The 18,605-nt window shown below is 41.9% G+C and carries 18 protein-coding genes; 8 read left to right on the top strand and 10 right to left on the bottom strand.

What is annotated here, in order from left to right; genetic code table 11:
* Window positions 1-15: 15 nt before the first annotated feature.
* Window positions 16-615: a carboxymuconolactone decarboxylase family protein gene (locus G0Q07_RS07030; protein WP_163345413.1), complete on the top strand. Its 600-nt coding sequence runs from the start codon at window positions 16-18 to the stop codon at window positions 613-615.
* An 80-nt stretch (window positions 616-695) separates the two neighbouring features.
* Window positions 696-2,150, top strand: a complete 1,455-nt coding sequence (locus G0Q07_RS07025; RefSeq protein ID WP_163345412.1) for an aminoacyl-histidine dipeptidase — start codon at window positions 696-698, stop codon at window positions 2,148-2,150.
* Between the two features lie 37 nt (window positions 2,151-2,187).
* On the opposite strand, the gene G0Q07_RS07020 is transcribed toward G0Q07_RS07025, so the two are convergent.
* From G0Q07_RS07020 to G0Q07_RS07005, 4 genes are all read right to left on the bottom strand, one after another.
* On the bottom strand, window positions 2,188-2,664 hold the full coding sequence (locus G0Q07_RS07020) for a hypothetical protein (protein ID WP_163345411.1): 477 nt from the start codon (window positions 2,662-2,664) through the stop codon (window positions 2,188-2,190).
* Between the two features lie 35 nt (window positions 2,665-2,699).
* The gene (locus G0Q07_RS07015) at window positions 2,700-3,266 is read right to left on the bottom strand and encodes a nitroreductase family protein (protein WP_163345410.1); all 567 of its coding nucleotides are present in this window, start codon (window positions 3,264-3,266) and stop codon (window positions 2,700-2,702) included.
* Between the two features lie 293 nt (window positions 3,267-3,559).
* A complete protein-coding gene (locus tag G0Q07_RS07010) occupies window positions 3,560-4,975 on the bottom strand; it encodes a type III PLP-dependent enzyme domain-containing protein (protein ID WP_163345409.1) in 1,416 nt (471 codons plus the stop codon).
* A 178-nt stretch (window positions 4,976-5,153) separates the two neighbouring features.
* A complete protein-coding gene (locus G0Q07_RS07005) occupies window positions 5,154-6,182 on the bottom strand; it encodes an agmatinase family protein (RefSeq protein ID WP_163345408.1) in 1,029 nt (342 codons plus the stop codon).
* A gap of 108 nt (window positions 6,183-6,290) precedes the next feature.
* Here G0Q07_RS07005 and G0Q07_RS07000 point away from each other — a divergent pair, with 108 nt between their 5' ends.
* From G0Q07_RS07000 to G0Q07_RS06985, 4 genes are all read left to right on the top strand, one after another.
* Window positions 6,291-7,484, top strand: a complete 1,194-nt coding sequence (locus G0Q07_RS07000; protein WP_163345407.1) for a saccharopine dehydrogenase family protein — start codon at window positions 6,291-6,293, stop codon at window positions 7,482-7,484.
* Between the two features lie 69 nt (window positions 7,485-7,553).
* Entirely contained in the window at window positions 7,554-8,690 is a 1,137-nt protein-coding gene (gene nspC, locus G0Q07_RS06995; protein ID WP_163345406.1) for a carboxynorspermidine decarboxylase, read from the top strand.
* Window positions 8,691-8,742: 52 nt separating this feature from the next.
* Window positions 8,743-10,533, top strand: coding sequence for an alpha-L-fucosidase (locus tag G0Q07_RS06990; protein WP_163345405.1), 1,791 nt, complete (start codon window positions 8,743-8,745; stop codon window positions 10,531-10,533).
* A 225-nt stretch (window positions 10,534-10,758) separates the two neighbouring features.
* A complete protein-coding gene (locus G0Q07_RS06985; RefSeq protein ID WP_163345404.1) occupies window positions 10,759-10,929 on the top strand; it encodes a hypothetical protein in 171 nt (56 codons plus the stop codon).
* Window positions 10,930-10,953: 24 nt separating this feature from the next.
* Here G0Q07_RS06985 and G0Q07_RS06980 read toward each other — a convergent pair whose 3' ends face one another.
* Window positions 10,954-11,247 (bottom strand): hypothetical protein, encoded by a 294-nt coding sequence (locus G0Q07_RS06980; protein WP_163345403.1) that lies wholly within the window; start codon window positions 11,245-11,247, stop codon window positions 10,954-10,956.
* Here G0Q07_RS06980 and kdsA point away from each other — a divergent pair.
* Complete coding sequence (gene kdsA, locus G0Q07_RS06975) at window positions 11,246-12,064, top strand: 3-deoxy-8-phosphooctulonate synthase (protein WP_163345402.1); 819 nt, start codon at window positions 11,246-11,248, stop codon at window positions 12,062-12,064. The two genes, G0Q07_RS06980 and kdsA, sit on opposite strands and share 2 nt — an antisense overlap.
* A 1-nt stretch (window position 12,065) precedes the next feature.
* A complete protein-coding gene (locus G0Q07_RS06970) occupies window positions 12,066-12,476 on the top strand; it encodes a Dabb family protein (RefSeq protein ID WP_163345401.1) in 411 nt (136 codons plus the stop codon).
* Between the two features lie 340 nt (window positions 12,477-12,816).
* On the opposite strand, the gene G0Q07_RS20680 is transcribed toward G0Q07_RS06970, so the two are convergent.
* The 5 genes from G0Q07_RS20680 to G0Q07_RS20675 all read right to left on the bottom strand — a co-directional run bounded on the left by G0Q07_RS20680 (window position 12,817) and on the right by G0Q07_RS20675 (window position 18,589).
* A complete protein-coding gene (locus G0Q07_RS20680) occupies window positions 12,817-13,155 on the bottom strand; it encodes a spore maturation protein (RefSeq protein WP_246223001.1) in 339 nt (112 codons plus the stop codon).
* Entirely contained in the window at window positions 13,131-14,048 is a 918-nt protein-coding gene (locus G0Q07_RS06965; protein WP_246223000.1) for a nucleoside recognition domain-containing protein, read from the bottom strand. The genes G0Q07_RS20680 and G0Q07_RS06965 overlap by 25 nt, the downstream gene beginning before the upstream one ends.
* 188 nt (window positions 14,049-14,236) lie before the next feature.
* Window positions 14,237-14,542: a RagB/SusD family nutrient uptake outer membrane protein gene (locus G0Q07_RS21015; protein WP_163345400.1), complete on the bottom strand. Its 306-nt coding sequence runs from the start codon at window positions 14,540-14,542 to the stop codon at window positions 14,237-14,239.
* Window positions 14,500-16,038 (bottom strand): RagB/SusD family nutrient uptake outer membrane protein, encoded by a 1,539-nt coding sequence (locus G0Q07_RS06955; protein WP_163345399.1) that lies wholly within the window; start codon window positions 16,036-16,038, stop codon window positions 14,500-14,502. The genes G0Q07_RS21015 and G0Q07_RS06955 overlap by 43 nt, the downstream gene beginning before the upstream one ends.
* 37 nt (window positions 16,039-16,075) lie before the next feature.
* The gene (locus G0Q07_RS20675) at window positions 16,076-18,589 is read right to left on the bottom strand and encodes a SusC/RagA family TonB-linked outer membrane protein (protein WP_246223029.1); all 2,514 of its coding nucleotides are present in this window, start codon (window positions 18,587-18,589) and stop codon (window positions 16,076-16,078) included.
* Between the last annotated feature and the right edge of the window lie 16 nt (window positions 18,590-18,605).

The following is an 18,605-nucleotide window of genomic DNA, read 5'->3' as shown; positions in this document are numbered from 1 at the left end:
ACCTGCTTATCGAATATGAAACAACCACTTGTAACTCCAAAAACGGGAGATTCTGATCCTGAATTACAGCAATTGATAACGTTTTACGAAGAGACACTTGGATTCTGCCCCAACAGCGTAAAAACCATGCATCACCGGCCGCGTATTGCCTATGCTTTTATTGAAATGAACAAGGCTGTGATGGAAAACCAGGGACGAATTACCAGTGCCTTAAAACGAATGATCGCCTACATTAGCAGCAATGCCGCAGGTTGCCGTTATTGCCAGGCACACGCCATACGAGCTGCAGAACGTTACGGTGCTGAACAGGAACAACTGGAAAATATTTGGGAATACAAAACACATCCTGCGTTTTCCGAAGCCGAACGGGCAGCACTGGATTTTGCTTTCGCAGCTTCCATTATTCCCAATAGTGTTGACGACCAAATTGCAGAAAACTTAAGAACATATTGGGATGAAGGTGAAATTGTAGAGATTACCGGCGTGGTTGCTTTGTTTGGTTATCTCAATCGATGGAACGATTCGATGGGAACTGAAATTGAAAACGGGGCAAAAGAGTCGGGAGAAAAGTTATTAAGCAAAAATGAATGGAACAGCGGAAAACACACCTATTAACAAACCGGTATCAGACCTGTCATCCGTCAACAAATTTTTCCTTTCGTTTTTCCAACTTTGTAGTTCTAAATTTCTAGAAAATGAAAACATTAGCAGCGTTAAAACCACAACCTCTTTTTAACTATTTCGAAGAAATCTGCCAGGTACCACGGCCATCGAAGAAAGAGGAAAAAATAAGACAATATTTACTTGATTTTGCCTGGGAAAATAAACTGGAAGCAAACACCGATAAAATCGGAAATGTAGTGATTAAGAAGCCTGCCACTAAAGACATGGAGCAGGCACCAACCGTTATTCTGCAAACCCACATGGACATGGTTTGTGAGAAGAATTCGGACAAGGAATTTGATTTTGATAGCGACGCCATTGAACCAGTAATTGTCGATGGTTGGGTAAAAGCCAACGGAACAACATTGGGAGCCGATTGCGGAATTGGTATTGCAGCCCAATTGGCGGTACTGACTTCAAACGAATTAAAACACGGCCCGATTGAATGTCTGATTACCGTTGATGAAGAAACCGGATTAACCGGTGCTTTTAACCTGCAACCCGGCTTTTTATCGGGCTCGGTTTTGCTAAACCTCGATTCGGAAGATGAAGGTGAGTTGTTTATTGGTTGTGCCGGTGGAGTTGATACACTTGCTACCTTTGATTACCAGCTGGAAGAGATAAATAAAAACTCAATAGCCCTGATAATTTCGGTAAGCGGACTTTTGGGAGGCCACTCGGGTGACGATATTCACAAAAACCGTGGAAATGCCAACAAAATCCTAAACCGTTTTTTATGGAACTGGAACGAGGATTTTGAAATCCGTCTCGCAGAGTTCAATGGAGGTAATTTACGCAATGCCATTGCCCGCGAAGCATACGGAATTATTACAATTCCTGCTGATAAAAAAGATGATGTGTTGGCTTCATTCAATAAAATGGCGGCTTCGATAAAAGATGAATTTCAATTTGCCGAGCCAAAACTGGAAATCAGTTGTACAGAAACCGAGCTACCAACTTTTGTTGTTGATACCGATACGCAAAACAAACTTTTAAATGCTGTTTATGCCTGTCCGCATGGCGTTTTGGAAATGAGCTCACGCATGGTAGATATGGTGGAAACCTCAACAAACCTGGCTTCGGTTAAATTTACCGACGACAATAAAATAGTAGTAACCACCAGTCAGCGCAGCGAAATCGAAGGACGTAAGTATTATGCCGCAGAAACCGTAAAATCGGTTTTCAACCTTGCCGGGGCTGCTATAAGACACAGCGACGGTTATCCGGGCTGGACTCCAAATCCGGATTCAAAAGTTGTGGAAATCACTGTAAATTCATACAAAAAACTATTTGGGAAAAAACCAATTGTTAGATCGATTCATGCCGGATTGGAATGCGGATTATTCCTTGAAAAATATCCGGGACTTGACATGGTTTCCTTTGGCCCAACTATTCTTGGAGCTCACTCTCCCGATGAACGTTTAGATATTTCGACTACCGAGAAATTCTGGAAACATTTGGTTGATGTGCTTGAAAATATAAAATAGAACTCAAGAAAAAGGAGCTTCAAATGAAGCTCCTTTTTTATTCTTTGTTAAAATAGAATGATCTTAATGCAATGCTGCTCCCTGAACTTTCAGGATTCTTTTTTTCAATAACCCTGATCTGTAACGTGTGCTTTCTGTTTTTCAAATCTTTATCCAGGGTATAACTTTTTAATTCGGGTTTTTCATTATCTGAATAAACATCTTGTTCGAACCAGGGCTGTCCATCGATACTGTATTCAATAATTCCAGAAGTATTATCAGAGTAAACCAATATTCCAATTGCGGTTCCTTTGAAACGAAATTTGATAATATCTCCGGGATATTCTCCCTGTAACACCTTTTCTTCCAAAACGGTTGTCATCTCCCAGCCTTTAATGGGCTTTGGCGGATCGGGCGAAATAAAAACCGGATTTGGAAAATCATTCCCGTCAACCAAGTTTGATACATCCTGATTGGTTTGTGCCTGTGCAGTTAACCCCAGAACTAGTAATAAAAATATCCCCACTATTCGCATGATTCAGATGATTTGAAAAGCTGAAGATAACAAATTCATTCTTTCCATTCAATTTTGTCCTTCCAGTCTTGTCGTCCCGGCGAAGGAAAATCCATCATTACCTGGCCAACATAAAAGAAACCCAGACTTTTTTGGTTGTTCTCCAGTTCAAGCAATTCATCAAACAACTCAATAAAAGTTGGTGTTGCCCAAAATGCTGCCAAATCCATTTCGGTTGCGGTTAGCCACATATTTTGTACGGCCATCGATACCGCCGCAAGCTCTTCCCATTCGGGCAAACGTCCCGCTGGATCAGGCTGCAATATAACTGCAATGGCAACAGGTACACGCTCCAGAGTGGATGCAAATTTTTCTATTTTTTCAGGAGCAACCGGGTAGCCTTCCTTTTGTTTTTCAAGCAGTAAAGCTTTCGCATCGGCAGCCAACTTTGCTTTGGCTTCGCCACGGTACACTTTAAACCGCCAAGGTTCCGTCTTTTTATGGTTGGGTGCCCAATTGGCACTTCTCAACAGCTCTTCTACCGAGCCGTTTGGTAAGTCTTTCTTGGCAAATAAACGGGGCGGTGTTGCCCTTCGGTTTTTTATAATTTCAGTAACTGACATATTGTTTTTTTAAGAAAAACACAGTTGCCGTAAAAAGGTTGAATGTTTGGTTTATTGCCTCTGAGGTACAGAGATTGATTCGACCACACTATCCACAATCACAACTGTGCAAACTAAAGCCCGGGAACAATCTTCTCGCTTTGCTGCCAATTACATATACAAGTAACACACACAACGTCAGCCAGAAAAGGAATTATTATTTCGACCATCCCGAACTTCGGGAGACGAGAAATCTCTCACAATTGAAACAGATTTCTCATTCGTACCTCATTCGAAATGACAGAAGACTGTGACTATTCCTCGTCTTTGGTGTATCCCAAAATCTTAAACATTTCATCGGCCGACTGCTCATTACGATAAACATAATCGAAGAAGTTACCCTTTTCGTCGCGATCGATAATTACATGTTTCGGAGAGGGGATCAAACAATGTTTTATCCCGCCGTATCCACTAATAGCATCCTGGTATGCTCCGGTGTGGAAAAAGCCAAGGTACAACGGCTCTTTATCCTCATCGGCATACGAAGGCAAAAGCACCTCCTGATTAAAGTCTTCCGAGTTGTAATAATCGGAGTGGTCGCAACTAATACCGCCAATGTTTACGCGTTTGTATTCGTTGTTCCACTTGTTTATGGGTAGCAAAATAAATTTCTCGAAAATAGACCACGCATCCGGAATGGTATTCATCAGACTGTTATTAACGATGTACCAGCTTTCGGTATCGTTTTGCTGTTTTTGCTCCAACACCTCGAAAATTATGGCTCCACTTTCGCCAACAGTATATTTTCCAAATTCGGTGTAAATATCCGGATCGGGCAAATTCTCAGCCGAGCAAGCTGTTTTAATGTTGGCAACAATTTCTTTAATCATGTACTCATAATCATACTCGAAACCCAAATGATTTCGTATTGGAAAGCCACCTCCCAGGTTAAAAGAATCCAACGAGTCGCATTGTTTCTTCAGGTCGATGTATAGCTTTAATGCTTTTTGAAACTCCCCCCAAAAATACAGGCTGTCTTTTACGCCCGAATCAACAAAAAAGTGAAGCATCTTTAGTTCAATGTTTTTCTTCCCTTTAATATTTTTTTCGAAAAAATCCGGAATTTTTGTATGCCGTATTCCTAACCGAGAAGTATAATACGCCGACTGCGATTCTTCATTAATCGCCATGCGAATTCCCACTTTTACGGTCTCGCCGTTGGCCAGTTTTTCAATCCGTTCCAGCTCATTAATACTATCAAGAATAACAATGTTATTCTTGAAACCCAACCGTTGCAAATCGATAATCTTTTTAAGATACTCCTGAGTTTTGTAACCGTTGTGAATAATCTTCCGGTTCTTGTCAATCTTTTTGTCCTTAAATAGATGAAGGATAAGATCAATATCGTACGACGACGAAGTTTCGAGGTTTACATTGTGTTTTAAGGCTTCGTTAACCACGTGCGAAAAGTGGTTGCATTTGGTGCAATAACAATAATAATATTTGCCATCATAATTATTCTTTTTAATGGCTTTATTAAACAGGTTACGCGACTTCTTTATTTGTTCCCCAATTTTTGGCAGATAAATAAACCTAAACGGAGTACCATATTTTTTAATCAGATATTTTAATGAGATTCCATGAAATGTAAGCGAATCACCTCTTAAATCAAAGCCTTCCTGTGGAAAATAATAGCTTTGCTCAATCAAATCAAAATAAGTATTCTTCATCTAGTAACCCTATAAATTATTAGTGTTTTTCGTTTTTCTTTCGAAGCGCAAATAAAAATATTTTTTTTGAATATTTCCACCCAAAAATGAAATCAACGAAAACACTGTTCTATTTTACTGTTCCCTATAAATAGAAACGTTTTTTTCAAAGTAAGACAATAAGTAGCACCAATCAAAATTATCCGGCCAAACAACTGAGTTTATATATGATTCGGGCTGCAACATTGGCATCCCACTCGGCATTTCCGGTTTCGCACACATCGAAACCAATAATCCGGCGGCCACTCTCCAAAATCTTTTTAAACAGAAAAACAACCTGGTTATACTCCAATCCTCCCGGCACAGGCGTTCCTGTTTGCGGGCAAAGTTTCGGATTCAGTCCATCCACATCAAAACTGATGTAAATATTACCGGGTAATTCGCTAATAATTTCGTCGCATTGTTCGTCCCAGGTGGCCCCTTTAAATTGCTCTTCTTTCAATTTCTGGTCGAAATATACTTCTATCCGATCGTCTTTTTCTGCCAACTCAACTTCCTCATCGCAACAATCCCTTATTCCAACCTGAGCCAGTTTTTTAATTTCGGGCATTTGTACGGCATTGTAAAAAACAGAAGCGTGTGAATACGTAAATCCTTCATAAGCACTTCGCAAATCGAGATGTGCATCAATCTGAACCACCCCAAAACGATCGTATTTTTCCGATAACGCCTTAAAATACCCTAAGGGAGTACTGTGGTCGCCACCAACCAAGCCTACTATTTTTCCGGCGTCAAGTAATTTCGTTGTTTCGCGATAAACAAAAAAGTTCATGGCTTCGCATTGCTGGTTGATCTCCAACAGGTTTTGTTGCAACGTCTCATTCTCCGAAATAGTTCCGCCATTCTCCAGAAAATTGATATAGCGCGCTGCTTTGGGTCGCAACTTGTTTCGAATCTCCAAAACCGCTTCGCTTACGGGCTGAAAATAAATTCCACGTTTCCAGGCATCTTTTACATCCGGATCAAATAAATCCAATTGTGATGATGCTTCCAGAATCTTTGCAGGTGCCAGTGCTGTTCCTTCGCCATACGAAACCGTAACATCCCAGGGCACCGGAAGCAGCACAACTTCGGCAGAATCCTCATCATACGGAAGACCAATAAAATTGCCGTTTTTTAGTCCCACTCTATTTGGGTTAAAATCTTTATTTTCGAAAGTTTCACTCATCAAAAAAAATGCTTAATTTGTCTCTGATTATTTGTAATGCTCACACGAAATTACAATATTCGGGTGAATATAGTTTATGTTATTGAATTAAAATGAGTAAAGAAAAACATGAGTAAAGTATTAATAATTGGAGCAGGAGGTGTTGGCCGTGTAGTAGCCAGCAAGTGTGCGGATAATCCGGAAGTTTTTTCAGAAATTCTATTGGCCAGCCGCACCGTATCGAAGTGCGATGTAATAGCAAAAGAAGTTGGTAAAGGACGAATTAAAACGGCCTCGTTAAATGCCGATAATGTTGCAGCTACAGTTGCGCTGATAAAAGAATTTCAACCGGAACTGGTTATCAATGTTGCGCTCCCCTATCAGGATCTTCCAATTATGGATGCCTGCCTGGAAACCGGCGTAAACTATTTAGATACGGCCAATTATGAGCCTAAAGATGAAGCCAAATTCGAGTACAGCTGGCAGTGGGCCTACCACGATCGTTTTAAAGAAAAAGGTATTATGGCGGTATTGGGTTGTGGATTCGATCCCGGAGTGACCAGTATTTACACGGCACACGCAGCTAAACATCATTTTGATGAAATGCACTACCTCGATATTGTGGATTGCAACGGCGGCGACCACGGAAAAGCATTTGCCACTAATTTTAACCCGGAGATCAATATTCGCGAGATAACTCAAAACGGCCGCTACTGGGAAAACGGGCAGTGGGTAGAGACCAAACCTTTTGAAATAAAAAAGGCGTTGAATTACCCAAATATCGGAGCACGCAATTCGTACGTTCTTTATCACGAAGAACTGGAGTCGTTGACCAAAAACTTCCCAAGTTTAAAACGCGCCCGTTTCTGGATGACTTTTGGCGACGAATACCTAACTCACCTTCGCGTGATTGAAAATATTGGTATGAGCCGCATTGATCCGGTAAAATACAAAGGTGTTGACATTATTCCGTTGGAATTCCTGAAAGAGGTGCTGCCAAATCCGGGCGATCTGGGTGATAATTACACCGGCGAAACATCAATCGGTTGCCGAATTAAAGGAATAAAAGACGGCGAAGAAAAAACATATTACGTTTGGAACAACTGCAGCCACAAAAAAGCTTTTGAAGAAACGGGAACGCAAGGCGTTTCTTACACAACCGGTGTTCCGGCAATGCTGGGTGCCATGATGGTGCTTACCGGAAAATGGAAAGGCGAAGGTGTATTTAACGTTGAAGAATTTAATCCTGATCCATTTATGGAGAAAATCGGTGAACACGGTTTGCCATGGAACGAAGAAATTAACGGCGATCTGGAATTGTAACAAGATATGAGCTACGAGCCCCGAGTCATGAGCTTGGGGCTTTTTATTTAACCGCTAAAATTATCGACTTTGAATTATAAAGAAATACCTTCACCGACTTTTGTTCTCGATGAAAAACTGCTTCGTAATAACCTGGAACTTATTAATCGTGTTCAGCAGAAAGCAGGAATCGAAATCATTCTCGCCTTTAAAGGATTTGCCATGTGGAGCGCATTTCCCATTGTTCGCGAATATTTAAAAGGTGCAACAGCCAGCTCGTTGTACGAAGCGCGTTTGTGTTTCGAGGAAATGAAAACACGCGCACATCTTTACTCGCCGGTGTACCTCGATCATGAATTTGACGAATTGATGAGCTACAGCAGCCATATTGTTTTTAACTCAGTCAGGCAGTTTGAAAAGTATCACCAACGCACACAAACGGCCGGTCATAAAATTTCTTGTGGAATTCGCGTGAATCCTGAATACTCTGATGTGGGTACCGATCTGTACAATCCAAGTGCACCGGGATCGCGATTGGGAGTTGGCAGCGATGAAATGCCCGAAGAATTGCCGGAAGGAATTGAAGGCATTCATTTTCATGTGTTGTGCGAATCGGATTCTTACAGTCTTGAAAAAGTATTGGAAAACCTGGAAAATAAATATGGCAAATACCTGCACCAGGTAAAATGGGTAAATATGGGTGGCGGTCATTTAATGACTCGCGAAGGTTACGATCACCAGCATTTAATTCAACTTCTCACCGCTTTCCGAGAAAAATACGATGTAAAAGTGATTCTGGAACCCGGCAGTGCCATTGCATGGGAAACCGGCGTGTTGGTAGCAACCATTCAGGATATTGTGGAACACAAAGGCGTTAAAACGGCTATTCTCGATGTGTCGTTTACAGCCCACATGCCCGATACGCTGGAAATGCCTTATCGTCCAAAAATTGTTGACGCAAAAGATCCATCTGAAGAAAGTCAACACCTTTACCGTTTAGGAGGTGGAAGCTGTTTAGCAGGTGATTTTATGGAAGCATACGACTTTGGCCGCGAATTAAAAATTGGCGAACAAATTATTTTCCTCGATATGATTCACTACACCATGGTAAAAACCACCATGTTTAATGGTGTAAATCATCCGGCAATCGCCATTTGGACAAAAGATGACGAACTACGCATTGTGCGGAAGTTTAAGTATCAAGATTTTAAAAACCGCTTGTCATAAAGACAAGCAACTATTCAGCTAAAAGCTGCACATCAAAATCAATAAACCAACTATGAAAAACCTGATTGTCTTCGGTTGCCTGCTTTGCTACCTGACTTCCTGGAGCCAGAAAGATACCAATGAACGCGCCCAATGGTTTACCGATTCACGCTTTGGAATGTTTATACACTGGGGCGTTTACAGTGGTGCCGAAGGTTACTGGAAAGGCGAAAAACTTCGTAATGATAACAACTATGCTGAATGGATCTTGTACAGAAACAGTATTGATCCCGACGAATATGTTACGCTCCTTGACCGCTTTCAATGGGACGAAATTGATCCGGAAGAGTGGGTAATTCTGGCCAAAAAGTCAGGGATGAAATACATCACCATTACAGCCAAGCACCACGATGGTTTTGGAATATGGGACAGCAAGGTAAGCGATTACGACCTTGGGAATTACACCAATCCAAAACGCGATATTATTGCCGAAATGGCTGCAGCCTGCAAAAAACACGACATTAAACTTTGTCTGTACTATTCTCACTGGGTTGACTGGGAGCACCCACTTGGCTGGGACCATAGCCGCGAGATTTACAAATTATCAGAAAACGATTACGACCGCTACTGGCAAGAGAAAGTAATACCACAAATCACCGAGCTGTTGACCAATTATGGCGATATATCTATGCTGTGGTTTGATATGTGGATCCATCATTCTGAAAGTATTGTTACCAAAGAACAATTATTGCAGCTAAAATCATTGATACGCGAATTACAGCCCAACTGTCTGGTGAATTCACGTTTAGGATTGTCGATTGAAGAAGATCCCGACATTGATTACAAAACCCTGGGCGACAACCAGCTTGGTAACAAAAAGGAAAATTTCCCCTGGCAATCACCGGCAACAGTTGCGCATTCATGGGGATTTCATTCGTCCGATTCGCAATGGAAATCAACGTCAACATTATTAAAATCCTTAATTGGGAATGTTAGTTTGAATGGTAATTTTATGCTGAATATCGGACCTCGGGCAAACGGTGATGTACCTTACGAAATTTCCCAGCGCATGCTTGAAATGGGAAAATGGCTGCAGATAAACGGCGCATCGATTTATGGAGCAGAAGCTTTCGATTTAAACAAAGACCTACACGATTGGGGAAAAATAACCTGCAAACAGGATGGAAACACCTTTAAATTGTTCCTCCATGTTTATAACTGGCCATTAACCGATCACCTGAATCTTTCCGGAATTACCACAACGCCTAAAAAAATCTATCTATTGGCAGATAAACAAAAATCACCACTCTCCTTTTCGCACTCCAACGCATTTACATATATTAGCCTGCCCACAGACCAACCCGATCCATACGTATCAGTGCTTGTTGCTGAATACGAATCGAAACCCGAAATTACAGATGGAATTGTTGCCAAAACAACTGACGATGGTTATTCATTGCTTCCCGGAAATCAAAATCCGCAACCTCAATCAATGGAAATTACGCCTCCTTCAAAATACGGAACAATTCCGGCGTTTGTGGCAGCGAATGGCGTTACTGACTTTAACTGGAAAATATACGTCGACCAACCGGGCAAAAAAAGAGTGGATGTATCTTATAGCTTTCAGGGCAACAGAAATAACAGCCAGATTCTTCTAAAAGCTGCCGGGCAATCGTTATATCATTCGGTGCATCCAACCAGACAAACAGTTGCCGAACCCAATCAGGATTGGCATATCGATAATTTCGAATCGAACAAAATAGGTACAATCGATTTCCCCGAACCTGGTTTTTACACCATCAAACTCAGTATTCAACCAAGCGAAGCAGATCCGATCAAGTTCCAATGGTTGTGGATTAAATAAAGCTAAACCACTGATAAAAGACAAAACGACCTTATTAACAATTGTTAATAACCACGGTTAATTCATGGTGAATATAAACGACTGAATATCACTTGTATTTTTCATTTTTCGCTGTATATTTGATCTATCAGGTGAGCGATAAAAGGCTGCTTGGAAATTGTGGAAACGGAGAAAGTTTCTTAGTCGGAACCGGAACCATTTCATCCCACCCCTCGGGGCGGCACAATGAAAAAGCTGAAGTTTGAACGCGATATTCTGGAATATCAAAGTTCAGGCAATCATCTGAAAGAAGTTCCAGAAGTTCTTTCAAGATTGAGTCATCAGGCAGGAAGTACAGAAACCAAGGTTTCAGCTGCAAAACTGCACAACGAAAACGAGGCAACTCAATCCCGTTGATTGGAAAGGGGACATCCTTAGGGATTAACCGAATACACTGACAGACACTTCGTTCAGGAAGGTAAGCGCGATTACCAAAAGAACAACCGGAAGGTTTAGCCGTAGAAAGCCAAACCGGAAAGTAAGGGCAAAAGCCGATTCGAAAGAAAAAGCTGAAGCCGGTCGTAATAACCGTAGCCTGGCACCAAAAGTAACTTCGGTTGCTTGAAAGTGAATGGGAGCTATTTGTAACAAAATAGTTCCCATTTGTGTTTTATATACCTGTCTCAACCATAACCCAAACATTCTTATTACTTTTAGCACAAAAAGTAATTCCATGATTCCACAACTAGATAAACTTAAAAATACCGAAAGCGATAATTTCTTTTTAATGGCCGGTCCGTGTGCCATTGAAAGTGAAACGATGGCAATGGAAATTGCCGAAAAAGTGGTTGCCATTACCGAAAAATTAAAGATTCCATACATTTTTAAAGGTTCCTACCGAAAAGCCAACCGTTCGCGCCTCGATTCGTTTACAGGAATTGGCGACAAAAAAGCATTGAAGATACTGAGAAAAGTGAGCGAATCGTTTAATATTCCCGTGGTTACCGACATTCATACAGCCAACGAAGCTGCGATGGCCGCCGAATATGTTGACGTATTGCAGATACCGGCTTTTTTATGCCGCCAAACTGATATTTTGGTAGCTGCGGCAAAAACCGGCAAGTTGGTAAATATAAAAAAGGGGCAGTTCCTCTCGGCCGACGCCATGCAGTTCGCTGTTAACAAAGTACGTGAGAGCGGAAACAATAACATTGCCCTAACGGAACGGGGGACAACTTTTGGCTACCAGGATTTGTTGGTGGATTACCGCGGAATTCCGGTGATGAAAGAAATGAAGGTGCCGGTTGTTTTAGATATTACCCACTCGCTGCAGCAACCCAACCAGGCCAGTGGTGTTACCGGTGGCAAACCGGAATTGATTGAAACGGTTGCACGCGCGGGAATTGCCGTTGGTGCCGATGGAATATTTATTGAAACACACCCAAATCCGGCCGAAGCAAAATCGGATGGTGCCAATATGTTGCGGCTTGATTTACTGGAATCGCTGTTGACAAAACTCGTTCTGATTAAACAAACCATAAATAAAATATAAAATGAAAAACCGACGATCGTTTTTAAAAAAAGCTGTTGCGGGAGTTACCTTTTCGGCCTTGCTTCCTATTACCAAAAGTGCCACAGCCGGCGAAGTAAAACTTAAGAATGCGCTGATACATCATGTGTTTTTCTGGTTAAAAGAACCTGCAAACGAGCAGCATAAAAAACAACTGGTTGAAGCTCTAAACCAACTCACCAAAATTAAAACCATAAAACTGAGTCACATTGGTTTTCCGGCATCCACAGAAGACCGTGATGTGGTAGACCATTCCTATTCGGTGTCGTTTATGGTACTATTCGATAGTCAGGCCGACCAGGATTCGTACCAGGTTGATCCGATTCACCTGAAATTTGTAGAGGAAAACCAGCACTTGTGGAATAAAGTGATTGTTTACGACTCGATAGATTAGTTTGCTAAGTAGTTGTACACAGGTTCTCTAAAACTGGATAATTCGTTTTATTCCAAATCCTAAAACCCCTGATTTTACTGGTCCCCAGGTAGGGTTGACCCTTCCCCGGGCACTTTAATGTCTCCCCGGGAGGTTTACCCTCTCCCCGATTGATTGTTCAGCCCACCGAGACAATTAGGGTCTCCCCGCTTACTTTTTTGTGCCCACCAACGACAATGAGCCTTCCCCGAACACTTTTATGGGCTCACCGGCAAAGTTTAGCTTTCCCCTGACACTTTTTGTTGCTCACCGACAACATTAAGTGCTCCCCGAACAGATTTTCCTGTTGCCCGGGCAATTCCTAATAAAAGAAAAGATACGCCAGCAATATCGATGCTATAATACCCGTAAAATCGGCAATTAAACCGCATACAACGGCATAGCGGGTGTTTTTAATTCCAACAGCACCAAAATAAACCGCCAGAATATAAAAGGTAGTATCGGTAGCCCCTTGCACGGTACTTGCCACGCGGCCTACAAACGAATCGGCGCCGTATGTTGTCATGGCGTCCACCATCATTCCGCGGGCACCACTTCCACTCAAGGGTTTCATTAAGGCAGTTGGTAAGGCCGGGGTAAAATCGGCGTTTACTCCCATTTGCTCAAAGCTCCAGGTTACGCCGGCAACCACCCAGTCCATAGCCCCGAAGCCCGGAACACTCCAATAGCAACCAAAATAGCTACCAGATAAGGAATAATTTTCACCGCCGTTTTAAAGCCGTCTTTTGCCCCTTCAATAAAAGCCTCGTAAACATTCACCTTTCGAAATAAGGCCATCAGAATAAAGGCCACAATTACGGTGAACAGAATAAAATTACTGGCTACATTCGATACCTGTGTAATGGCATCTTTATCGAGCGTTGAAAAGTACCAGATGATACCAACTATAATCGCCGTTAATCCGCCGAGGTAAGCCAGAATTACTTTATCTAGCAAATTTATTTTTTGATAGATAGCCACAGAAATCAATCCGGCAATGGTGGAAAAATACGTGGCCAGCAGAATAGGAATAAATATATCGGAAGGATTTACAGCCCCCAGCTGCGCACGATAAACCATAATACTTATGGGCAGCAGCGTTAGCCCCGAAGTATTCAGCACCAAAAACATAATTTGCGCATTCGATGCAGTCTTTTTGTTCGGGTTGGTTTCCTGCATTTCTTTCATGGCCTGCAAACCCATTGGTGTTGCAGCATTATCAAGGTTTAGCATATTGGCGGCAATATTCATCAGAATTGATCCATGTGCCGGATGTTCTTTCCCCAGCTCAGGAAACAGCTTATTAAAAAACGGCCCAATTACTTTTGAGAACACATGAACAATTCCGCCTTTCTCTCCTATTTTCATAATCCCCATCCACAGGGTAAGCACACCGGTTAATCCCAGCGATATTTCGAAACCGGTTTTAGCCATATCAAAAGTGGCTTGAACCATGTCGGTAAAAACCTGTGTATCGCCCAGAAACACAAGTTTTACAAGAGCAATAATAAATGCGATTACAAAAAAGAAAATGAAAAGATAATTCAGTGCCATTCTAAAAGTTGAAATTGGTGTTCGGAATAAAAACTCCCGGTATTCCTACTATTTTTTTCGCATGATGCGATTTGAGCCGTAAAGATAGATCAAGTTTTTATTTCGGCAAATTTAATTTTGTGCGCAAAAAAAAGAGGGACTTTTCAGCCCCTCTTTAAATATTCATATAGCTCTAACCAAACTAAATATTAATACCCCGGACGTTGAACAAGAACGCCAGGTTGTTGATCTAATTGAGATTGTGGAATTGGCATGTACTTATCGTTTTCGCTAAAACTGGCATCTTTCATGAAAGAAGGACGTGTGCGTAAATCGGCAGTGGCAAAACCATTCAGGATATCAGCCATACTCTGTCCACCAATTTTATTCGGAAGATTATCCCAACGACGGAGATCGAAGAAACGTATACCTTCCGTAGCAAATTCAAGACGTTGCTCCCACTGTACCGCTTTCATCGCTTCAGCACCGTCGGCAAATGAAACGTAAGGCTCCACCTTGTAATTGGCAGCAGGTTGTGTCCAGTCAACATCGCCTTCATCGCCCCATGGATATACCGAAGGGGTAATTGCGTGAGCATTACTTTACCCATAACAGGAGTACTGTTTTTTGCCCGGTTACGAATCATATTAACATAAGTTAATGCACCGCCAGGATCATTAGCAGCAGCTCTACACTCAGCTTTCCACAGAATAATATGGCTATAACGCAAATAACGATAGTTATTTGCATTAATACCTGTTTGCCAACCTGTTGTGGTTGACAGATTGTATCGCTCATCTTTTTTAAAGAAAGGCTTAGCTACAGGTAAATAAGGGCCTCCGTCAGTTTGTTTACGAACCCAGTTACTTCCACGGTTAATTCCCCAGTCTTTATAAGGAATACCACGTCGGCTTACAGTATAATCCAATCGTGGATCTACCACATCGGTAAAAGGCACAAATGTTTCTTCCGATGCTATCCCTGCATCGTTTGCCAAATCCGAATCATTAAACGAATCGAACATAGGATGTCCGTTTGCATTAACTTTATAGGCATTAACCAGGTTTTGCGATGGCTGATGGAAACCACAGCACATACCAATATCACCACCATGAGGCCAGTTTAAACCGATACCCATTTCAGCATTTAACGATTCGTTGATATCGTTTACGTTTGCCTGGATTTCGAAAATAGACTCCTGATTGTTGTTTGTGGCAATGTTGAAGTTATCAATAAACTCATCAACCAATGAGAATTGGCCGCTAGCAATGATTTCGTCCAATAGAGGTTCTGCGTCTGAATATTTAAGGTCTTGCAGATACGCTCTGGCAGCTAAAGCTTTTGCAGCCCACTTAGTGGCACGGCCCACCTGCGCCTGAGTTGATGGTAAATTGCTTGCAGCATATGTCAAATCGTCGATGATAAAACTAAGAACTGCTCCATCGGCATTCTCATTCGGCACGGCACTTGGATCTTCAGTTTCTTCCGTTAATAGCGGAATATAATCTCCGAAAACCAAACGCGCTTCAAAGTAAAACAAGGCACGCAAGAAACGAGCCTGTGCTCTGAAAGCGGCAGCCTCATCAGCAGTAATTGTACCAGCCTCTTCAGTTCCGTTAATTACACGTAGTGTTTTGTTGGCACGGTCAACTCCCATACCAAATGCCCACTGCCATTTATCGCCCGGATAGTTATTTGATGGTAATACTTCCCAGCGTTCGATGTCATTAACAACAACCTGATCGGTAAATTCCGATCCTTTATAAGCATCATCTGATGCTGCCGAACCGTAAGTCCAGTTTTGGATAGAAGCTCCCCAGCTAATTTCCCATAAAGAACTTCCTCCAACCATTGCGTAAGTTCCGATTAAAAGTGCGTCAATACCCTTTGCATCGTAGAATACATTTTCTGAAGTCGAACCAGGAGGTTCCTTGGTCAGAAACTCTTCAGAACAAGAATATGACATGGTCAGTAAAATCGCGATGACCATTAATATTGATAGTTTTTTCATAATACTTCTCTGTTTAATATTCATATTGAATTAATTCTTATAAACCCAGGTTTACGCCAAACATAATCTGGCGTGGCGTTGGCCATGCCCCTCTGTCTAATCCCATTGCGGTACCCGAAGCATTTACTTCAGGATCGAGGCCGCTGTAACCTGTTATCGTGAATACATTCGACACCTGTGCATAAATGCGCAGTTTTTGAATACCTACTCTGTCGAGTGTTGATTTTGGGAACGTATATCCCAATCGCAATGACTTAAGTCTTAAGTACGAAGCGTCTTCAACAAATGCAGTTGATGGTTCTTGCGAAATGGGCTCAAAATCCAACATCGGAAGCGAAGCATCTGCATTGTTATCCAAATAGGGGCTTCCCCATGAATCATATAATGCATCCTCGCTTAAACCACCGTTAAACTGACCGTAATCAATCCAACGCCGAACATAGTTTATCATCTCGTTACCAAAACTTCCGTAGAAGAACATGTTTAAATCGAAATTACTATAACCCAAATTAAGATTTAAACCGGCTGTTAAATCCGGATGAGGACTTCCAATCCAGGTTCTGTCTTTGTCGTCTATCACCTGCATTTCGGTATCTGCTTCACCATCGCCGTCAGTGTCAACCATCATCGTTGTGTTATCAACATTTTGATATTTGAAGTGACCGGGCTGGTTGTAGCCGCCAATTGTTCCGGCATAAGGTGGATGACCATCAGCTTCTGTCTGATTTTGGAAAATGCCTTCAACCACATAACCATAAAAAGCCGGGAATTCTGATCCTACAGCAAAACGTGTGTATACTTTCTGTCGTTCATCAGTTCCATCAATAATCTGATCCGGATTTTTCTCTGAAAGCTTTGTAATTTCATTTTTGTAGTGCGACAAGGTCAGGTTGGCTGAATAAGTTAACTTACCATCAGCACTGGCATTGTTGTAACCCACTTCAAAATCAAATCCGCGGTTACGCATCTCCCCAACGTTTACAAAAGGTGCAGTTGCAATACCCATAACATGAGGAATAGGCTCCCTGAATAGCATATCTTTGGTATCGCGTTGCCACAAATCCAAAGAGAATGCCAGGTGATTATCGAGCATATTGGCGTCAAGACCAAAGTTATAGGTGGTAGTGGCTTCCCAAACTACTTCTTCGCTACCCAATGTGGCCGGTTTAAAACCTGAAGCGGCACTTGTATTTGTTCCGTTAATATCATACGAAGCCCGGTATGGGTCGGTTGAATAAGTTGAGAAATAGTTGTAATTCCCAATACGGTCGTTACCCGATTGCCCCCATCCTAAACGAAGTTTTAGTAAATCTAACCAGCTACTGGTATTTTGCATAAAACTTTCTTCTGAGACTGCCCATGCAGCTGATACAGCAGGGAAAGTAGCATAACGATTGTCGGGGCTGAAACGTGAAGAGCCATCACGACGAACAGTTCCTTCGAGGTAATACTTACCCATAAAATCGTAGTTTATACGACCAAATACCGAGAACAGTGACCATTCTTCTGCATTACCGCTGTTTTCTTTATTACTTTCACCTGAATCCAACTGCATGTAGTTAGGATCTTCAGAGAAATATACACGGCGGCTGGCGTTTAACGACTGCCACTTGCTTTCTACTGCTTCTGTACCTAACAATACGTTGATTCTATGAACATCAGCAAAAGTTTTGCTGTAATTCAAGGTATTCGACCAGTTCCATTGAAGCTCGTAGTTTGAATTTGCATCAACACCATTGATTTTGTTTGGTTCAGAGTGCTCGTAATTTGGGATGATGTATCCTTTATAATTCCACTGTCCCCAGTTTGCTCCAAATAATGTTTTGGCAGTAAGCCCTTCGGCTAAGGTAACTTCAGCAAATGCATTTCCTAAAATACGCATCCATTTACCGTTGTTGTTTCGTGAACGGTAAGCAATTGCCAATGGATTTTCGGCATTACCCATTTCAGGAGCTTTTGATCCGGCAAAATTTACACCACTAATATCATAAACCGGAATAATAGGCTGTGCACGGTAAGCATGCGAAATAGGGCTGTCTTCAGCGTTGTCCGTAAAACGACCGTATTCATCGATATAAGCAACCTGAAGCGACTCTCCTACCTTTAACCAATCGTTAAATTTGGCATCCGAATTCATACGCATGGTGTAACGTTTGAAATTGGTGTATTTTACCAAACCTTCTTCATCGAGATAATTGGCAGAAAAGGCATAAGTGGAATTATTACCACCACCTACAACTGATAGGTCGTATTCCTGAACAATACCGGTTTGGTAAATCTCGTCGTACCAGTCAGTGCCCTGTTTGTTTGCTTTAAAAATAACATTGTCTGGAAAGCCGTAAGTGGATTCATCCACCTCTCCATTCATTGCACCGTTAGGTAAAATATAGTCTGGAATAACCGGACTGGAACCAGAACCATACTGTGCATGTATAGGATCGTCTCCTTTGTTGGCAAAAGACATCCAAAGTGCATCGGCATATTCCGTAGTATTGAGCATGTCGTACTTGTTAGTTGCATTAACAACACCGGTTTTAACAGATACGTTAATTCGGGTTGTTGGTTTG

It is taken from the genome of Draconibacterium halophilum (assembly GCF_010448835.1).
Taxonomy (GTDB): Bacteria; Bacteroidota; Bacteroidia; order Bacteroidales; family Prolixibacteraceae; genus Draconibacterium; species Draconibacterium halophilum.
Note: the sequence above shows the minus strand (reverse complement) of the source record. Positions and strands in the feature narration are given on the sequence as shown.

Coding starts and splice junctions, on each gene's coding strand:
- G0Q07_RS06965 (WP_246223000.1), bottom strand. CDS start 14,048: ATGGCACTGAATTATCTTTTCATTTTCTTTTTTGTAATCGCATTTATT.
- G0Q07_RS07030 (WP_163345413.1), top strand. CDS start 16: ATGAAACAACCACTTGTAACTCCAAAAACGGGAGATTCTGATCCTGAA.
- G0Q07_RS07015 (WP_163345410.1), bottom strand. CDS start 3,266: ATGTCAGTTACTGAAATTATAAAAAACCGAAGGGCAACACCGCCCCGT.
- G0Q07_RS07005 (WP_163345408.1), bottom strand. CDS start 6,182: ATGAGTGAAACTTTCGAAAATAAAGATTTTAACCCAAATAGAGTGGGA.
- G0Q07_RS07000 (WP_163345407.1), top strand. CDS start 6,291: ATGAGTAAAGTATTAATAATTGGAGCAGGAGGTGTTGGCCGTGTAGTA.
- G0Q07_RS06985 (WP_163345404.1), top strand. CDS start 10,759: ATGAAAAAGCTGAAGTTTGAACGCGATATTCTGGAATATCAAAGTTCA.
- G0Q07_RS06980 (WP_163345403.1), bottom strand. CDS start 11,247: ATGGAATTACTTTTTGTGCTAAAAGTAATAAGAATGTTTGGGTTATGG.
- G0Q07_RS07010 (WP_163345409.1), bottom strand. CDS start 4,975: ATGAAGAATACTTATTTTGATTTGATTGAGCAAAGCTATTATTTTCCA.
- G0Q07_RS20680 (WP_246223001.1), bottom strand. CDS start 13,155: ATGGACTGGGTGGTTGCCGGCGTAACCTGGAGCTTTGAGCAAATGGGA.
- G0Q07_RS06970 (WP_163345401.1), top strand. CDS start 12,066: ATGAAAAACCGACGATCGTTTTTAAAAAAAGCTGTTGCGGGAGTTACC.
- G0Q07_RS06990 (WP_163345405.1), top strand. CDS start 8,743: ATGAAAAACCTGATTGTCTTCGGTTGCCTGCTTTGCTACCTGACTTCC.
- G0Q07_RS07025 (WP_163345412.1), top strand. CDS start 696: ATGAAAACATTAGCAGCGTTAAAACCACAACCTCTTTTTAACTATTTC.
- G0Q07_RS07020 (WP_163345411.1), bottom strand. CDS start 2,664: ATGCGAATAGTGGGGATATTTTTATTACTAGTTCTGGGGTTAACTGCA.
- kdsA (WP_163345402.1), top strand. CDS start 11,246: ATGATTCCACAACTAGATAAACTTAAAAATACCGAAAGCGATAATTTC.
- G0Q07_RS06955 (WP_163345399.1), bottom strand. CDS start 16,038: ATGAAAAAACTATCAATATTAATGGTCATCGCGATTTTACTGACCATG.